We start from the raw sequence: 15,782 nt of genomic DNA, 5'->3' as shown, positions 1-15,782 counted from the left end.
ACCCAATGACTGAGAACATCCACCCCTTCTACGAGGCGCATCGCGGCGCGATGGAGGCCGCCATGCGCCACCGCCTCGACCTTGCCGAACCGAGGCTGCGCGAGTGCACCCGGCTGCCCGACACGGACCAAATCAAACGGGAGGTGATGGAGGAGTTCGCAATCGTGCTCGCCCAGACGCCGTATGTCGGCGGCTCGGCAAGCCGGATGAGCGATTTCTTCATCCGTCTCATCGGCTTCATCGCGATCAGCCGGGTGCTGCGGCGCCATGGCGTACCGGTGCCGCTGATTGGCGAGATCGAACGGGACGCCTACAAGGCGCAGTTGCTGACGGAGTCCGAGACGGAGCGTCTCGCCGCCGGTCGTCACTTCCTGTCGCCGGAGAATCAGGCCTTCCTGCGCGAGCAGGCGGAGATGAGTCATCGCGAAGAGTTCCCGGATGACTTCGTCTATGATTTCATCGAACCGGGCCCGGGCGACAGTTTCGAATTCGGAATCAACTACAAGGCCTGCGGCTTCTGCAAATTCGCGGCCCGCTATGGCGACAAAGAGATACTGCCGAATATTTGCGGGCTTGACTTCGATGCCTACGCGACGCGGGGCATCCGTCTGGAACGGACACAAACCCTGGCCGATGGGGCGGAGCACTGCAACTTCCGCTTCTTCCATCTTGCTTCGAAATAGGCGGTGACCACGCGGGAGAGCCGCTACCCCCTCAGCACCGTGCAGGTCAGCGCCAGCACCTCGGCCGCCTTCTCCAGATCGTCCGCCCGCACCAGCACATAGTCGGTGTCGTAGGTGGACATGGCGAAGATCGGCACATGCGCCTGGGCCAGGGGCACGGCGATGCGCGCCAGGATTCCGAACAGGGAGACGTCCAGCGGCCCCTGGACCTTGAAGGCGCGCCAGCCGCGCTCGGCCTTCACCCCGTCGGGAATCCGCGCCTCGTCGCAGAGGATCGACAGCTCCTCCCCCGTCCGGGTGACGCTGACCAGCGGGGCGGTCCAGTCGAGCCAGCCGGGCAGCCCGCTGCCGGGGGGAAGCTGGGCCACCGCGAGGCGCTGGGGCAGGATCGACAGGGTCAGGCCGGTCTGTTCCTTCACCAGGGCGGCAGCCAGCGTCGCCTCGTCCACCGCGAAGGGCTTCAGGATGCGCCGTGCCCGCGCGGCCAGCGACGGCACGTCGGACCGCATGGCGCGGCCCAGCAGCTCCGCCGCCGCCGCCCGCAGGTCGGGGTCGCGCTCCGCCAGATCCACCACCGCCTGGAGAGCGGAGGTGCGGACGATCCGGCTCTCCGCCGCCTCGAACCAGCCGGTCAGCAGGTCGCCGGCCGTCCGGCGCTGCGCCTCGTCCAGCGGCAGGCGCGGGATCATCCGCGCGAGGTGCCAGCGCACCTCCGCCTGCTCGATCGCCGCCCCCTCGCTCAGCAGCCGGTCGACGAAGGGGACGAAGGGGGCCGGGTCCTGGCGCGACACCCGCTCCAGCGCGTCGGCGGCGCGCATCCGCACGCCGGGATCGGCGTCGAACAGGCATGCCACCAGCTCCGGCAGCCGGGCGGGATCGGCCGCCACCTCGTGCGCGACGGAGGGTGGATCGCCGAGCGCGCGGCGCTCGCCGCTGAGCAGACGGTCGGCAAGGCGGCCATCCCCCAGCCGGCCGGCCTTGGGTGGCTTCCTCATCGCCGGCCCGGGAAAGGCCGGCCGGGGATGTTGCGGCCGAACTTCGATCCGGCCTTCAGCGCCGTCGGACGGGGTGGCGGCGGTGGCGGGGGCGGCGGGGGCGTCTCGCCCTTCGGCACGCCGCCGCCGCTCGCCATCTCCGCCAGATCCTTGACCAGCCGCTGCACGCTGCGCACCCGCTGGTGGGTGTCGGTCCATTCGCGGGTGTAGACCAGCTTGTGGTCGGGCCGCAGCTTCATCAGGCCCATGTGCTGGCTGATGTAGGTCAGCAGCTTCGCCGGCTCCGGATAGCTGTTCTCATGGAAGGTCAGCACCGCACCCTTCGGTCCGGCGTCCACCCGCTCGACGCAGCCCTGCCTGCACAGCTTCTTGATGGTGACGACGTCCAGCAGGTTCTCGACCTCCTCCGGCAGCTTGCCGAAGCGGTCGATCAGCTCGGCCGCGAAGGACTCGACCTCGCTGCGGTCCACCAGATCGGCGATGCGGCGGTAGAGGGTCAGGCGGACGTTGAGGTCGGCGACGTAGCTCTCGGGGATCAGCACCGGCGTGCCGAGGTTGATCTGCGGCACCCAGTCCTGCGCCGACGCGCCTGCCGGCACCTGCCCGTCCATCGAGGCGCGGGCGGTCGCCACCGCCTCCTCCAGCATATGCTGGTAGAGCTCGACGCCGACCTCCTTGACGTGGCCCGACTGCTCCTCGCCCAGCAGGTTGCCGGCGCCGCGGATGTCCATGTCGTGGCTGGCGAGCTGGAAGCCGGCGCCCAGGCTGTCCAGCGTCTCGATGACGTGCAGGCGCTGCTGCGCCGTGCCGGTCAGCGGCTTGTTGGCGGCATAGGTCAGGTAGGCATAGCCGCGCTTCTTCGACCGGCCGACGCGCCCGCGGATCTGGTAGAGCTGCGCCAGACCGAACAGGTCGGCGCGATGGACGATCAGCGTGTTGGCGTTGGGGATGTCGAGGCCGCTTTCGATGATGTTGGTCGCCAGCAGCACCTCGAACTTACCCTCGTCGAAGGCGGTCATCACCTCTTCCAGCTCGCTCGCCGCCATCTGGCCGTGGGCGGTGACCAGCTTGACCTCCGGCACCAGCTCGCGCACCCGTTCGGCCACCTTGGCCAGATCCTCGATGCGCGGGCAGACGTAGAAGGTCTGGCCGCCGCGGTAATGCTCGCGCAGGATCGCCTCGCGGATCACCACCGGGTCGTAGGGCAGCACGAAGGTGCGGACCGCCAGCCGGTCGACCGGCGGGGTGGCGATCAGCGACAGCTCGCGCACGCCGGACAGCGCCATCTGCAGCGTGCGCGGGATCGGGGTGGCGGTCAGCGTCAGGACATGGATGTCGGAGCGCAGCTCCTTCAGCCGCTCCTTCTGCTTGACGCCGAAATGCTGCTCCTCGTCGACGATGACCATGCCGAGGCGCTTGAACTCCAGCCCCTTGGCGAGCAGCGCGTGGGTGCCGACCACGATGTCGGCGGTGCCCTCCGCCAGCTCCTTCTTGACCAGCGTCTGCTCGCGCGCGGTGACCATGCGGGAGAGCTGGACGACGCGCAGCGGCAGCCCGGCGAAGCGGGTGGAGAAGGTGCGGAAATGCTGGCGCGCCAGCAGCGTGGTCGGAACGACGACCGCCACCTGCTGCCCCGACATCGCCACCATGAAGGCGGCGCGCAGCGCCACCTCCGTCTTGCCGAAGCCGACGTCGCCGCAGACCAGCCGGTCCATCGGCCGGCCGCTGGCCAGATCGGTGAAGATGTCCTCGATCGCCTTGAGCTGGTCGTCGGTCTCGGGATAGGGGAAGCGCGCGGCGAACTCCTCGTACAGCCCCTCCGGCGTGTGGACCGGCTCGGCCTTCTTCAGCATGCGCTCGGCGGCGATCTTCAGCAGCGCCTCGGCCATGTCCTTCAGGCGCTTCTTGACGCGCGCCTTGCGTCCCTGCCAGCCGGCCCCGCCCAGCTTGTCGAGCTGCACGCCGGCATCCTCGGAGCCGTAGCGCGACAGCACCTCGATGTTCTCGACCGGGACGTAGAGCTTGTCGCCGCCCTCGTAGATGATGCGCAGGCAGTCGTGCGGCGCGCCGGTGACCTCCAGCGTCTCCAGCCCGTCATAGCGGCCGATGCCGTGGTCCATGTGGACGACGAGGTCGCCTTCGTTCAGCGCCGAATGCTCGGCGATGAAGTTGGCCGCCTTGCGCTTCTTCTTGGCCGGGCGGACGAGGCGGTCGCCCAGGATGTCCTGCTCGGTGATGACGGCGAGGTCGGGGGCGGCGAAGCCGTGCTCCATGCCCAGCACGACCATGCCGGTAATCCCGCGGTCGAAGCGCCGGACCTCCTCGATGGTCCCGGCCGGCTCCAGCCCCTCGATCCCGTGGTCGGAGAGCACGCTCATCAGACGGTCGCGCGAGCCGGCGGAATAGCCTGCCACCAGCACCCGCCGGCCATCGGCGCGCAACGCCCGGATATGGTCCTTCACCGCGTCGAAGACGTTGACGTCCGGCCGCGCCCGCTCCTCCGCGAAGTCGTGGCCGCGGCGCCCGCCGGCATCCACCGTGCCCATGATCCCCGGCGGCGTGGCGAAGGGCTGGAGCTGCGCCACCGCCCGCACCCTGAAGGCGGCGTCCCAGCCGTCGGCGTCGAGGAAGAGGGAGGACGTCGGCACCGGCTTGTAGACCGGATTGCCGGCGCGCTTCTCGACCGACATCATCTCCGCCCGCGCGGCATGGAAATCCGCCACCTGCGCCAGCCGGGCGTCGCGCGATTCCGCCGCCTGATGGTCGAGCGAGACGATCGCCTTCGGGAGATAGTCGAGCAGGCTGTCCATCCGCTCGTGGAACAACGGAAGCCAGTGCTCCATGCCGCCATACTTGCGGCCGGCGCTGATCGCCTCGTAGAGCGGGTCGTCGTCGGTGACGGCGCCGAACAGCTCGCGGTAGCCGGAGCGGAAGCGGGCGATGCCGGCCTCGTCCAGGAAGACCTCCGACATCGGCTTCAGCTCGATGCCGTCGCGCTTGTCGGTGGTGCGCTGGCTCATCGGGTCGAAGGCGCGCACCCCCTCCAGCTCGTCGCCGAACAGGTCGAGGCGCAGCGGCTCGTCGGTCCCCGGCGGGAACAGATCGACGATGCCGCCGCGCACCGCATATTCGCCCGGCTCCCGCACCGTCTGGGCGCGGGTGTAGCCGTTGTCGGCGAGGAATCGCTGCAGCCGGTTCAGGTCGATCCGGTCGCGCAGGCGGGCCGAGAAGGTCGCATTGCGGAAGGCCTCGCGCGGCGGCACCTTCTGCACCAGGGCGTTGACCGTCGTCAGCACCACCAGCGGGGCCGGCGCCGCCTTGCCGTCGCCGGTCTGGCGGGCGAGCAGGCGGGTCAGCGTGTCGATGCGCCGCGCCACGATCTCGCCGTTGGGCGATACCCGGTCATAGGGCAGGCAGTCCCAGGCCGGGAAGGTCGCCACCTCCAGCCCCGGCGCGAAGAAGGCCAGCGCCTCCGCCAGCAGGGCGGCACGGGTGTCGTCGAGCGCCACATGCAGCAGCCCGGCCCCGCCGGCCTTCCGGGCAAGCTCGGCAAGGATGCGGGCGTCCTGCCCTTCCGGCGCGCCGCCGACGAGCAGCCGGGCGGGACGGCCGGGCTGAAGATCGAAACTGACCACGGGAACTGCCTTTTTCGCGGGGGGAAGCTGCGGGTCGCCGTCGCGCCGTCAAGAGCCCTGGCGCGGCGTGTAGCGGAAGTCCATCAACAGCCGCATCACGTCGCTGTCATGCTCGGCCGGCACCGGCGCGCGGCCGTTCATCCAGTCGTAGAGGTCGGGATCGCCCAGCTCCAGCAACGCCTCGAACCGGTCGAGCTGGGGGTGGTCGAAGCTGCCGATGTGGGCGTCGGCGAAGCTGCCCATCAGCAGGTCCATCTCCCGCGTGCCGCGGTGCCAGGAACGGAAGCGCAGCCGCTTGCGCCGGGTCTCGACGCTCTCCGCGCCGTCGGAAATGCTGTCCGTCATGATCCTTGAAACCGCCTTCGATCCCGATGCCGACAAATGGCGATAGCCCCGGCGCCCGGAAAGGGCGGGGGTCGCTGACGCCGCCCATCCTGCACGGGCGGGAACGAAGACGCAACAGCGGCGGCTCCACCGGGACCAAAGCCCTATCGGCAACCGATGCTCCGGCCGCTACACTGCTTCGCCCCGCCAATCGTCAGGCCAGCGACACGATGCTTCCCCGGCTGGAGACCGACCGCCTCCTGCTCCGCGCCCGGACGCCGGAGGATTACGACGCCTGCCTCGCCATGGACAGCGTGCCGGGCATGCTGCGCTACGTCGGTGCGCCGGTCTCGCCGGAGGAGCACGCCCGCTTCCTGACGGACCGCTTCGCCGCCCGCTTCCCGCCGGGCCTCGGCTACTGGACGATCCTGCCGAAGCAGGAGCCGGCAGGCTTTCTCGGCTGGGTCTGCCTGCTCCCCGCCGAGGACGGCGGTCCGGTGCGCTCGGCAGAGATCGGCTGGCGCATCCCGAAGCCCGCCTGGGGCCGGGGCTATGCGCCGGAGGCCGCGGCGGCCGTGCTCCGCCATGCGCGGGAGACGCTGAGCCTGGCCCGCGTGATCGCCACCATCCATCCGGACAACGACCAGTCCTTCCGCGTGGCGGAGAAGATCGGCCTGCGCTTCGCCGGCGGCGGTGAATATTGCGGCGAGCCCTGCGTGCTGTACGAGAGCGCGGCTCCACCGCCCGGTTGACCGGCCGCGGTTGCCGGCGCGACAGTGCCCATATCCTGCCCTGCCCCGGATCGTCCGATGCTGCGCCGTGCCCGCCTGATCCCGCTCCTGGCCGCCCTGCCCCTGATCGCCCTGCCCCTCGTCGCTCTGCCTCTCATCGCCTCGCCAAGGGACGCAGGGGCCGCCAGCTTCCCCTGCGCCAAGGCCTCGACCCCGACAAGAGAGGGCGATCTGCGCCGACCCGGCCCTGTCGTCGCTGGACGAGCGGCTGGCCGCCACCTACCGCGAGGCCATCAAGGCCTTCGGCGGCACCTCGCCCGAGGACAGCAAGGCCGGCGCCGCGGTGAAGGCCGACCAGCGGGCATGGCTCGCCGCCCGCAACGCCTGCGCCGCCGATGCCGCCTGCCTGCGCACCGCCTATGAGCGGCGTCTGGCGGTGCTGGGCTTCCGTCCGGATCCGGCTGCGCCGGCCGCGACCGACCGCTTCGTCGGCCGCTACGATCATCGCGGCTTCATGGAGGTGTCCATTCTGGGGCTGCGCGACGGGCAGGCCGCAGTCCATCTCACCGGCGCCCATCCGGGCGACGGACGCTGGGTTTGCGGCTTCGAGGGGATCGGCAGGCCGGACGCCCAGGGGCGCCTCGTCGTCGGGGCGCCGGACAGCGACGGCAACGGCCTGATCATCCTTGCCAAGGGTGACGGCGGCATCCAGGTGCCGGAGATCGACGTGAACCTCGCCGCCAGCGGCAACTGGTGCGGGGCCGGCGGCTGGTTCGTCCTGGAATACGCGCGCAAGCGCTGAGCGGGCTGTGCGCGGGTGCGCCGGGCGGCGTCAGGCCCGGCGAAGGGTGTTGCGCCGCTCCCGCGCCCGCCAGTAGCGCAGCCGCAGCCGGGGAGCCAGAATCCAGGACAGCGGGATCGAGACGACCGTGCTGATCCCGACCACCCAGGGCATCAACGCCATCGCCCACTCCGACAGCGGGGTCGCGAGCACCAGCAGGGCGCCGATCCCGAACAGCACGGCCTGCACCATCATGAAGACCAGCACAGCAATGCCAAGGCGGGTCGCCATCGTTCTTCTCCATAGCTGTCGTATGGATACCAACGCGCGGTTGGGCCGACGGTTCCCGTGAACGCTCCGCGGCGCCGCCCTCACCCGCCGCCGCGGACATCCTCCACCAGCCGCTCCAGCCGCGTCAGGTCGCGGATCACCAGGGCGTCCGGCCGGCGCTCCACGAGGCCGTCACGCGACAGGTCGCTCAGGACGCGGGCGACCGTCTCCCGGGTCGTGCTGACGCGGGCGGCGATGTCGCCATGGACCGGAATCGGAGTGATGACGGCCGCCCGCCCCTCCACCCGGCCGCGCTTGGCAAGCCGCAGCAGCTCGGCATGCACCCGGTTGTTGGCGCCCAGCGTCGACAGCTCCATGATCCGGTCGGTTGCCAGACGCAGCTTGCCCGTCAGGTGCAGCATCATCGAGCGGGCAAGCACCGGGTGGCCGCTGACGAGTTCCTGGAAGGGCCGGGCGGGAAGGAAGGCGATGACCGTGCCCTCCGCCACCGCCACGACGGAGGCGGAGCGCGGCAACCCGTCCAGCGCCGCCATCTCTCCGACGAAGCCGCCGGCCTCCATGTCGTCGAAGCTGATCTCGCGCCCCCCGGCGGAGTGGCTGACCACCCGCACCCTGCCCTCCACCACGAAGGCGACGTCGGCGCGCTCCGGCTCCCCGTCGCCATGGCCGATGATCTGCTCTCCGGCATGGAAGCGGCGCCAGCGGCAGCGGCGGGCGACCGCGGCGCGCTCCCCGGCCGGAAGCGGCGCCAGCAGCCCGATCCCGTCGAGCGAACCGGCGGCATTGGAAAGGTCGGAACGGTCGGTCGGCAACGGGCGCTCTCGTCCGGGGCGATGTTGGATGACGTGCGCAAAAGGATAGCTCTGCCCGCGAAAAAGGGGAACCGGGCGAAACCATACGTACACGATAACCAGCCGTTAACCGGAGCGGCCGGAGAAGGATCGGGACAGAAAGACCGGAGCGCCCAGCCAATGCCGTCCTTCCCCACCGCCACCCTCTCGATCCCGCGTGCCCGCCATGTCGACAGCCAGCGGCTGCTGTCCGTCGTCGCCATCCCACTCGCCGCGGCGATCGCCATGGCGTCGGCCGTCGCCGCCACCGGCAGCGCGACCGACCCGATCGGCGAGGCGGGGGGAGCGGTATCCTTCCTGCTGGAATTCGTGAAGTTCTGTTACCTGGCGGTCGCCATGGCCCACTTGTCCGGCGCCATCGCCGAGCGGACCAACGGCGGCATCGCCGCCGGCCTGTGGCTGGACGAGCTGGACGAGCCGGAACCGTTGACCAAGGACGAGCTGTGGCAGGCCTTCCCCAACCATCTCGACGGGGCGGCCATCGCGGCGCTGGTCACGGTGCTGTGCTTCCTGCTGGGCTGAGCGGCCGGCGCTCCGCCAGCGCCTCCTCCTCGATCCGGATGCGGTGCCGGGTCAGGGGGATGTTGAGGATGGTGAACAACACCGCCAGCAGCGGCTCGCCGAGCGCGAGCGGCAGGACCGCCAGTTCCCCGGCCACGATCAGGTAGTTCGGGTGGCGGACCCAGAGGAAGGGCCCCCGGCGCACCAGCGGCGCTCCCGGCAGCGAGATGATCCGGGTGGTCCAGAAGCGGCCGAGGCTGGCGATGACCCAGACCCGGCCGGCCTGCAGCAGGACGAACAGGACGAGCCAGCCGATCTGCACCGGCCGGTCCGGCGGTGTCGCCAGGAACAGGGCGGCGAGCCAGCCGGCATGCAGCACCACGAACAGCGGGTAGTGGGCGGCCCCCACCTCCTCCGCCCCGTCGGCCAGCAGGCGCCGGGTGTTCCGGCGGGCGACCGTCAGTTCCGCCAGCCTCTGCGCCGCCACCAGCAGCACGATGATCTGCGGCCACCCCATCATGGTCGGAGGTCCAGCAGGGCAAGGGCGGCGGTGAAGCCGGGGCCGAGCGCCGTCATCAGGTGCGGCCCGCGCGCCCCGGCCGCCAGGCGCCGCTCCAGCACGAACATGACGCTCGCCGCCGACATGTTGCCGCAGGCCCGCAGCACCGCCCGGGAGTCGGCCAGCCCTCGCCCACCGGCGCCATCACCTCCTCCATCGCGTGAAGCACCTTGGCGCCGCCGGGATGGGCGATCAGCCCGCGAAGGTCGCCGCGCGCCAGTCCCAGCCGCTCCAGGAACCCGTCGACCACCGGGCCGAGGCGGGTCCGGATGAGGTCCGGGATGTCCTGGCTGAAGATCACGCCGAATCCGTCATCCTCCACCCGCCAGCCCATCACGTCACGGCTGCCCGGCCAGGTATGCTCGCCGCTGGCGAGAAGACACGGCCCGCCGCGCTCTCCGCCCGCCTGCAGAACGGCCGCCGCAGCGCCGTCGGCGAACAGCGCACTCGCCACCACGTTGGTCGGCGTCGCCTCGCCGGTCCGGCAGGCCAGCGTGCAGAGCTCGACCACCAGGAACAGCACCGGCCGGCCGGCCATCGCCCGCGCGAGGTCGCCGGCCCGCGCCAGCCCCAGTGTGCCGCCGGCGCAGCCCAGCCCGAAGACCGGCAGCCGCACCGTCTCCGGACGGAAGCCCATGCGCTCCAGAAGCTGGGCCTCCAGGCTGGGGGTTGCGATGCCGGTGGTGGTGGCGCAGACGATGGCGGCGATGTCCCGCGGCCGCAGCCCGGCCCGGTCGAGCGCCCGCGCCGCGACCTCCTCCAGCAGGGCAAGCGCCCCATCGCGGAAGGCGGCGGTGCGCTCCGGCCAGCCGCGCGGCTCCAGGTACCAGCCGATCGGCTGCACCGCGTGGCGCGTCTCGATGCCGGTGTTCGCGAAGACGGGGGCGAGCCGGTCGAAGTCGCGCATCCGGCCGCCGAAGACGGCCCGCGCCGCGGCCAGCGTGTCGTCCTGGTCGAGCCGGTGCGGCGGCAGGGCCGTGGCGACCGACAGCAGTCGTGGGGGCGAATCCATGCCCTGGAGGATGGGGGCCGCCGGCTGCGCTTCCCATATCACCATGGGCGAGTAAGCCGCTTGCGCCGCCCCCGCCGGACCAAGGTCCCGGTTGAGCCGCGGCACGGCCTGTATCACTATGGCAGCGGACCGCCATGGCTATCGTCATGATGTCGAACGGATTTCGGGAGTGGGAGCGTGGACGCAGCCAAACGTGACGATGCCGGAGAGCCGACGCCGCCCGAGCAGCCGAGGCCGGCCCGCCGCGAAGGCATCGGGCTGATGGGCCGGCTGCGCGCCTATTTCCTGGCCGGCATCCTGGTCACGGCGCCGATCGCCATCACGATCTATATCGCCTGGTGGTTCATCTCGATGATCGACGGGCACATCCGCCCGCTGATCCCCGCCGCCTACAACCCCGAGAACTTCCTGCCCTTCTCGATCCCCGGGATCGGGGTGCTGGTGGTCATCCTGGTGGTGACGCTGATCGGCGCCTTCGCCGCCGGCTATGTCGGCCGCCTCGTCCTCGGCGTCGGCGAGGGGGTGGTGGCGCGGATGCCGGTCGTCCGCTCGGTCTACAGCGCGGTGAAGCAGATCTTCGAGACGGTGCTGGCCAACAAGTCCAGCGCCTTCCGCGAGGTGGTGGTGCTGCAGTATCCGCGGGTCGGCGTGTGGTCGCTCGGCTTCATCACCGGCAACGCCCATCCGGAGGTGCAGAGGCTGTCGGCGGACGAGATCGTCAACGTCTTCATCCCCTGCGCCCCGCCCACCGCCGGCTATCTGGTGATGGTGCCGCGCCGCGAGGTCACGGTGCTGGGCATGACGGTGGAGGACGGGCTGAAGCTCGTGATGTCCGGCGGCATCGTCACCCCGCCCGACCGCCGCCTGCGCGAGGTGGACGCGGCCGAGGAGCCGGAGGCCGGACCGGAGCGGCGGCGCGCCTGACCGGGTCTCCCTCCGGGCTCAGCCGGACCTCAGCGTCTTGGCCGCCGCGTCGCGCTCGAACAGGTAGAGCAGGGTGCGCAGCGCCTGCCCGCGCGGCGTCGCGAGGTCGGGGTCGCGCTCGGTGATCAGCCGGGCGTCGTCGCGGGCGGCGGCGAGCAGCTCGCCATGGACGGCGAGGTCGGCCATGCGGAATTCCGGCAGGCCTGACTGGCGGGTGCCCAGCACCTCCCCCGCCCCGCGCAGCCGCAGGTCCTCCTCGGCGATGACGAAGCCGTCCTCGGTGTCGCGCAGGGTCTTGAGGCGGGCACGCGCGGTTTCCGTCAGATGCGGATCGAACAGCAGCAGGCAGCTCGACGGCTTCTCGCCGCGCCCCACGCGCCCGCGGAGCTGGTGGAGCTGGGCGAGGCCGAAGCGCTCGGCATGGTCGATGACCATGACGGTCGCCTCGGGCACGTTGACGCCGACCTCGATGACCGTGGTCGCGACCAGCACGTCCAGCCGGCCCTCTGCGAAGTCGGCCATCACGGCATCCTTGTCCGGCCCGCGCATCTTGCCGTGGACGAGGCCGACGCGGTCGCCGAAGGTGGCGCGCAGGAAGGCGTGCCGCTCCGTCGCCGCGGCGAGGTCCATCTGCTCCGACTCCTCGACCAGCGGACAGACCCAGTAGGCGCGGGCCCCCTCCGCCACCTTGCGGTGGATGCCCTGGACGACCTCCTCCAGCCGGTCGAGCGCCACGGTGACCGTCTGCACCGGCTTGCGCCCCGCCGGCTTCTCGGTCAGCCGCGACACGTCCATGTCGCCATAGGCGGTCAGGGTCAGGGTGCGCGGGATCGGCGTGGCGGTCATCACCAGCACGTCCACCGCCCGCCCCTTGCCGGAGAGCTGGAGCCGCTGGTGGACGCCGAAGCGGTGCTGCTCGTCGATCACCGCCAGCGCCAGATCCTTGAAGGCGACGTCCTCCTGGAACAGGGCGTGGGTTCCGACCATCAGCGGCAGCTCCCCCGACGCCAGCCGGTCGAGCACGGCCTGGCGCGCCTTGCCCTTGTCGCGGCCGGTCAGCAGGGCGATGTCCACCCCGGCCGCCTTGCACAGCGGGGCCAGAGTCTCGGCATGCTGGCGGGCGAGGATCTCGGTCGGCGCCATCAGGGCGGCCTGGGCGCCCGCCTCGACAGCGTTCAGCATCGCCATCAGCGCCACCACCGTCTTGCCGCTGCCGACGTCGCCCTGCAGCAGGCGCAGCATCCGGCGGTCCGCCGCCATGTCGGCATAGATCTCCTCCAGCGCGGCGGCCTGCGAGCCGGTCAGCGAAAAGGGCAGCGCCGCCAGGGCCCGCGCCCGCAGCCGGCCGTCGCCGGCGACGGTCCGCCCGGCGAGACGGCGCTGCTGCTGCCGCACCAGGGCGAGGGCGAGCTGGTTCGCCAGCAGCTCGTCAAAGGCGAGACGGCAGCGGGCGGGCGACAGGGCGGACAGGTCGGCCTCGTCCTCCGGACAGTGGGCGCGGCGCAGCGCGTCGCGCCAGACCGGCCACTGGCGCCGCGCCAGCCAGGCGGGATCCTGCCATTCCGGAAGCTCCGGCAGCTCTGCCAGGGCCGAGCGGACCGCCTTGCGCAGCGTCTTGGCCGGCAGGCCGGCGGTCATCGGGTAGACCGGCTCCACCGCCTCGATCTCGTCCTTCGATTCGAGCGGCACGACGGCGTCGGGATGGGTGATCTGCGGGGTGTCGTGGAACCACTCCACCTTGCCGGACACCACCACGGTCCTGCCGACCGGGATCTGCTTGGTCAGCCAGTCGCCGCGCACGTGGAAATAGACCAGCTCCAGCACGCCGGTCTCGTCGGTGCAGCGGATCTTGTAGGGATGGCGCGGGTTGGCCGGTGCGGCGTGCGAATCGACCCGGACCGTCAGGGTCGCGATCCTGCCGTTCGGCGCGCCCGCGATCTTCGGCGAGAAGCGCCGGTCGATCACGCCGCAGGGCAGGTGCCACAGCAGGTCGACCACATGCGGGCCGGCCAGCTTCTCCACCAGCTTGCCGAGCCGCGGGCCGAGCCCGGGGAGTGCGGTCACCGTCTTGAACAGGGGGAAGAGGATCGAGGGGCGCAAGGGAGCGGTTCACGGTCGTTGCGGGTGCGTCGCCCCATTCAATCGCGACCGCCGCCACCCCCGTCAAGTCGCCCGTCCCCGAGCAGACGCCGGTCCAACAGGATTCGTCCAACAGGATCCGGCGGCCGAAAAAGAATTCGGCGGAGCGTCTGGGGCGAGACGCTCCGCCGAGGGTACCGGGCCGGGGGGCATGCGGGAGTACAGGTCCGGCCGGTTTCATCTGGTGGTAAGGGCTTGCCACCAAGAGGGACGTGCGCAAATGCACCTGCGTGACCGGGACGATCTATCGGGGGCATATCGCCCTGTCACGCCCTGGAAGCTAACGGCCGGCGCCTGTCCGCCATATGTCCCCTCCATGAATTCGGCTTCATGAAGCGCCGGCATGCGACCCCTGCGCGCAGGGCGGCTTCATAGCGGCGCCGGGCGATGGCACAGTCCCGGCAGTCTTCGCACAGGATCCTCCGCCGATGCCGCCGTCCAGCCTTCCGAACCACCGTCGCGGCTCCCGCCGGTGGATGCCATGAGCGGATCCGAGGGCTATCTGGTCGCCGGCACGGCCGCCTACCGCCGGGCCAGCCGCATCCTGTTCGTGGCAGGCTTCTCCACCTTCGCCACCCTCTACTGCGTGCAGCCGCTGATGCCGGAGTTCGTGAAGGACTTCGGCGTCACGCCCGCCGAATCGAGCCTCGCCCTGTCGCTGACCACCGGCGTGCTGGCGGTGATGCTGCTGGTGGCCGGCGCGCTGTCGGACCGGATCGGGCGCAAGCCGGTGATGGCCGCCTCGCTGATGGCGGCCGGGCTGCTGGGCATCCTCGGCGCCCTGATGCAGGACTGGCACGGGCTGCTGGTCGTCCGCGCGCTGGAGGGGGTGGCGTTGAGCGGGCTTCCGGCCGTCGCCATGGCCTATGTGTCGGAGGAGGTGGAACCGCGCTCCGCCGGCGTGACCATGGGTCTTTACATCGGCGGCACGGCGCTGGGCGGCATGTCCGGCCGGGCGCTGACCGCGGTGGTCGCCGACGTGGCGAGCTGGCGGACCGCCGTCGGCGTCGTCGGGGTGCTGGGCGTTGCGGCGGCGGTCGCCGTGTGGGCCGCCCTTCCGCCCTCCAACCATTTCGCACGCCGGCCCGCCGGGCTGCGCAGCCTGGCGGCGGCCTGGCGCGGCCATCTCGGCGACCCCGGCCTGCTCGGCCTCTTCGCCCTGGGCTTCCTGCTGATGGGCGGATTCGTCACCGTTTTCAACTATGTCAGCTTCCGCCTGACCGCCCCGCCGTTCGAGCTGCGTCCGGCCGTGGCGGGGGCGGTGTTCCTCGTCTATCTGTTCGGCGTCGTCAGCTCGCCGCTGTTCGGGTCGATGGCCGGCCGGTTCGGCCATGGCCGCGTCCTGATCTCCGCCGTCGTCATGATGGTCGCCGGCCTCGCCCTGATGGAGCCGGACACGCTGTGGACGGTGGTGCCGGGGATCGGCCTGTTCACCTTCGCCTTCTTCGGCGGCCACTCGATCGCTTCGGGCTGGATCGGCCAGCGGGCCAGGGTCAACCGCGGACAGGCCTCCTCCATCTACCTGTTCTGCTACTACATGGGCTCGACCCTCGCCGGAACGCTGGGCGGCCTGTTCTGGCACGGGCTGGGGTGGAGCGGGGTCGCCGGCTTCGTCGGCGTCCTGCTGCTGGCGGCCCTGCTGGTGGCCGCACAGCTCATGCGGCGCTGACGGTCCCGTCCTTCACTTTCCCATTGCAGCCGGGGCGGCGAAGGTACAGCTTCGAAGGCGCATCCCGCTGGTGCGCGCAACCGGGTCCGCCATGGCTCACCTGACCGTATACGACGACTACAACCCGGCGCAGCCCTGCCTCGCCACGGCCGACCGGGCCGTTCTGGCCGGGCATCTGGCGCTGGCCGGCATTCTGTTCGAGCAATGGTCGGCCGAACGGCCGCTGCCGGAGGAGGCCGGCGACGAGGCGGTGCTGGCGGCCTATGCCGATGCCGTCGCCGCCCTGCGGCGCGACCGCGGCTTCCGCTCGGTGGACGTGGTCCGGGTGCCGCGGGGGATCGCCGGCGCGGCGGCGCTGCGCGCCCGCTTCACCTTCGAGCACACCCATGACGAGGACGAGGCCCGCTTCTTCGTCGAGGGCAGCGGGGCCTTCTACCTGCACGTCGACCGCAAGGTCTTCCGCGTCGTCTGCGAGGCGGGCGACCTGCTGAACGTGCCGGCCGGGACCCGCCACTGGTTCGACATGGGGCCGGACCCGGCCTTCACCGCCATCCGCTTCTTCACCCGGCCCGACGGCTGGGTGGCGCAGGCCACCGGCAGCCCCATCGCCGGCCTCTTCCCCGCCTACGGGCCCCAGCCGCTGCCCGCATGACAGGCAGACCCAAAAATTTCACTTGAATCGCCCGC

The 15,782-nt window shown here is 71.2% G+C and carries 15 protein-coding genes; 7 read left to right on the top strand and 8 right to left on the bottom strand.

Features of this window, described 5'->3' with window-relative positions:
- Positions 1–5 precede the first annotated feature (5 nt).
- Positions 6–683 carry an L-2-amino-thiazoline-4-carboxylic acid hydrolase gene (locus tag DEW08_RS12250; RefSeq protein ID WP_109327476.1) on the top strand — a complete coding sequence of 226 codons (678 nt, stop codon included), beginning with the start codon at positions 6–8 and terminating at the stop codon, positions 681–683.
- A gap of 23 nt (positions 684–706) precedes the next feature.
- Here the strand turns inward: DEW08_RS12250 and DEW08_RS32295 are convergent, their stop codons facing one another.
- From DEW08_RS32295 to DEW08_RS12235, 3 genes are read right to left on the bottom strand one after another with little or no spacing between them, the layout of a single operon-like run.
- Positions 707–1,678: an ACT domain-containing protein gene (locus tag DEW08_RS32295; RefSeq protein ID WP_245986175.1), complete on the bottom strand. Its 972-nt coding sequence runs from the start codon at positions 1,676–1,678 to the stop codon at positions 707–709.
- On the bottom strand, positions 1,675–5,313 hold the full coding sequence (mfd, locus tag DEW08_RS12240) for a transcription-repair coupling factor (protein WP_109327474.1): 3,639 nt from the start codon (positions 5,311–5,313) through the stop codon (positions 1,675–1,677). Before mfd ends, DEW08_RS32295 begins: the two co-directional genes overlap by 4 nt.
- Before the next feature lie 48 nt (positions 5,314–5,361).
- Complete coding sequence (locus DEW08_RS12235; protein WP_109327472.1) at positions 5,362–5,658, bottom strand: FAD assembly factor SdhE; 297 nt, start codon at positions 5,656–5,658, stop codon at positions 5,362–5,364.
- A gap of 209 nt (positions 5,659–5,867) precedes the next feature.
- Between DEW08_RS12235 and DEW08_RS12230 the strand changes: the two genes are divergently transcribed.
- Both DEW08_RS12230 and DEW08_RS12225 read left to right on the top strand, forming a co-directional pair.
- Positions 5,868–6,389, top strand: a complete 522-nt coding sequence (locus DEW08_RS12230; RefSeq protein WP_168220351.1) for a GNAT family N-acetyltransferase — start codon at positions 5,868–5,870, stop codon at positions 6,387–6,389.
- Positions 6,390–6,597: 208 nt separating this feature from the next.
- On the top strand, positions 6,598–7,170 hold the full coding sequence (locus DEW08_RS12225; RefSeq protein ID WP_109327467.1) for a lysozyme inhibitor LprI family protein: 573 nt from the start codon (positions 6,598–6,600) through the stop codon (positions 7,168–7,170).
- Between the two features lie 30 nt (positions 7,171–7,200).
- Here DEW08_RS12225 and DEW08_RS12220 read toward each other — a convergent pair whose 3' ends face one another.
- Positions 7,201–7,440 carry a hypothetical protein gene (locus DEW08_RS12220; RefSeq protein ID WP_109327465.1) on the bottom strand — a complete coding sequence of 80 codons (240 nt, stop codon included), beginning with the start codon at positions 7,438–7,440 and terminating at the stop codon, positions 7,201–7,203.
- Positions 7,441–7,520: 80 nt separating this feature from the next.
- A complete protein-coding gene (locus DEW08_RS12215; protein ID WP_109327463.1) occupies positions 7,521–8,252 on the bottom strand; it encodes a Crp/Fnr family transcriptional regulator in 732 nt (243 codons plus the stop codon).
- A 159-nt stretch (positions 8,253–8,411) separates the two neighbouring features.
- Between DEW08_RS12215 and DEW08_RS12210 the strand changes: the two genes are divergently transcribed.
- Positions 8,412–8,813 carry a hypothetical protein gene (locus DEW08_RS12210; protein WP_109327461.1) on the top strand — a complete coding sequence of 134 codons (402 nt, stop codon included), beginning with the start codon at positions 8,412–8,414 and terminating at the stop codon, positions 8,811–8,813.
- Here the strand turns inward: DEW08_RS12210 and DEW08_RS12205 are convergent.
- Complete coding sequence (locus DEW08_RS12205; RefSeq protein WP_211107130.1) at positions 8,785–9,312, bottom strand: isoprenylcysteine carboxyl methyltransferase family protein; 528 nt, start codon at positions 9,310–9,312, stop codon at positions 8,785–8,787. The genes DEW08_RS12210 and DEW08_RS12205 overlap by 29 nt on opposite strands.
- A 55-nt stretch (positions 9,313–9,367) precedes the next feature.
- Positions 9,368–10,408 carry a type III polyketide synthase gene (locus tag DEW08_RS12200; RefSeq protein ID WP_245986602.1) on the bottom strand — a complete coding sequence of 347 codons (1,041 nt, stop codon included), beginning with the start codon at positions 10,406–10,408 and terminating at the stop codon, positions 9,368–9,370.
- 132 nt (positions 10,409–10,540) lie between these two features.
- Here DEW08_RS12200 and DEW08_RS12195 point away from each other — a divergent pair, with 132 nt between their 5' ends.
- Positions 10,541–11,287: a DUF502 domain-containing protein gene (locus DEW08_RS12195; protein ID WP_245986601.1), complete on the top strand. Its 747-nt coding sequence runs from the start codon at positions 10,541–10,543 to the stop codon at positions 11,285–11,287.
- An 18-nt stretch (positions 11,288–11,305) separates the two neighbouring features.
- Here the strand turns inward: DEW08_RS12195 and recG are convergent, their stop codons facing one another.
- Positions 11,306–13,387: an ATP-dependent DNA helicase RecG gene (recG, locus tag DEW08_RS12190; RefSeq protein WP_109327457.1), complete on the bottom strand. Its 2,082-nt coding sequence runs from the start codon at positions 13,385–13,387 to the stop codon at positions 11,306–11,308.
- 520 nt (positions 13,388–13,907) lie between these two features.
- On the opposite strand from recG, the gene DEW08_RS12185 reads away from it, so the two are divergent.
- Positions 13,908–15,095: an MFS transporter gene (locus DEW08_RS12185; RefSeq protein WP_109327454.1), complete on the top strand. Its 1,188-nt coding sequence runs from the start codon at positions 13,908–13,910 to the stop codon at positions 15,093–15,095.
- A gap of 91 nt (positions 15,096–15,186) precedes the next feature.
- The gene (locus DEW08_RS12180) at positions 15,187–15,747 is read left to right on the top strand and encodes a 1,2-dihydroxy-3-keto-5-methylthiopentene dioxygenase (RefSeq protein WP_109327452.1); all 561 of its coding nucleotides are present in this window, start codon (positions 15,187–15,189) and stop codon (positions 15,745–15,747) included.
- Positions 15,748–15,782 lie beyond the last annotated feature (35 nt).

The organism is Azospirillum thermophilum, assembly GCF_003130795.1.
Classification (GTDB): Bacteria; Pseudomonadota; Alphaproteobacteria; order Azospirillales; family Azospirillaceae; genus Azospirillum; species Azospirillum thermophilum.
Note: the sequence above shows the minus strand (reverse complement) of the source record. Positions and strands in the feature narration are given on the sequence as shown.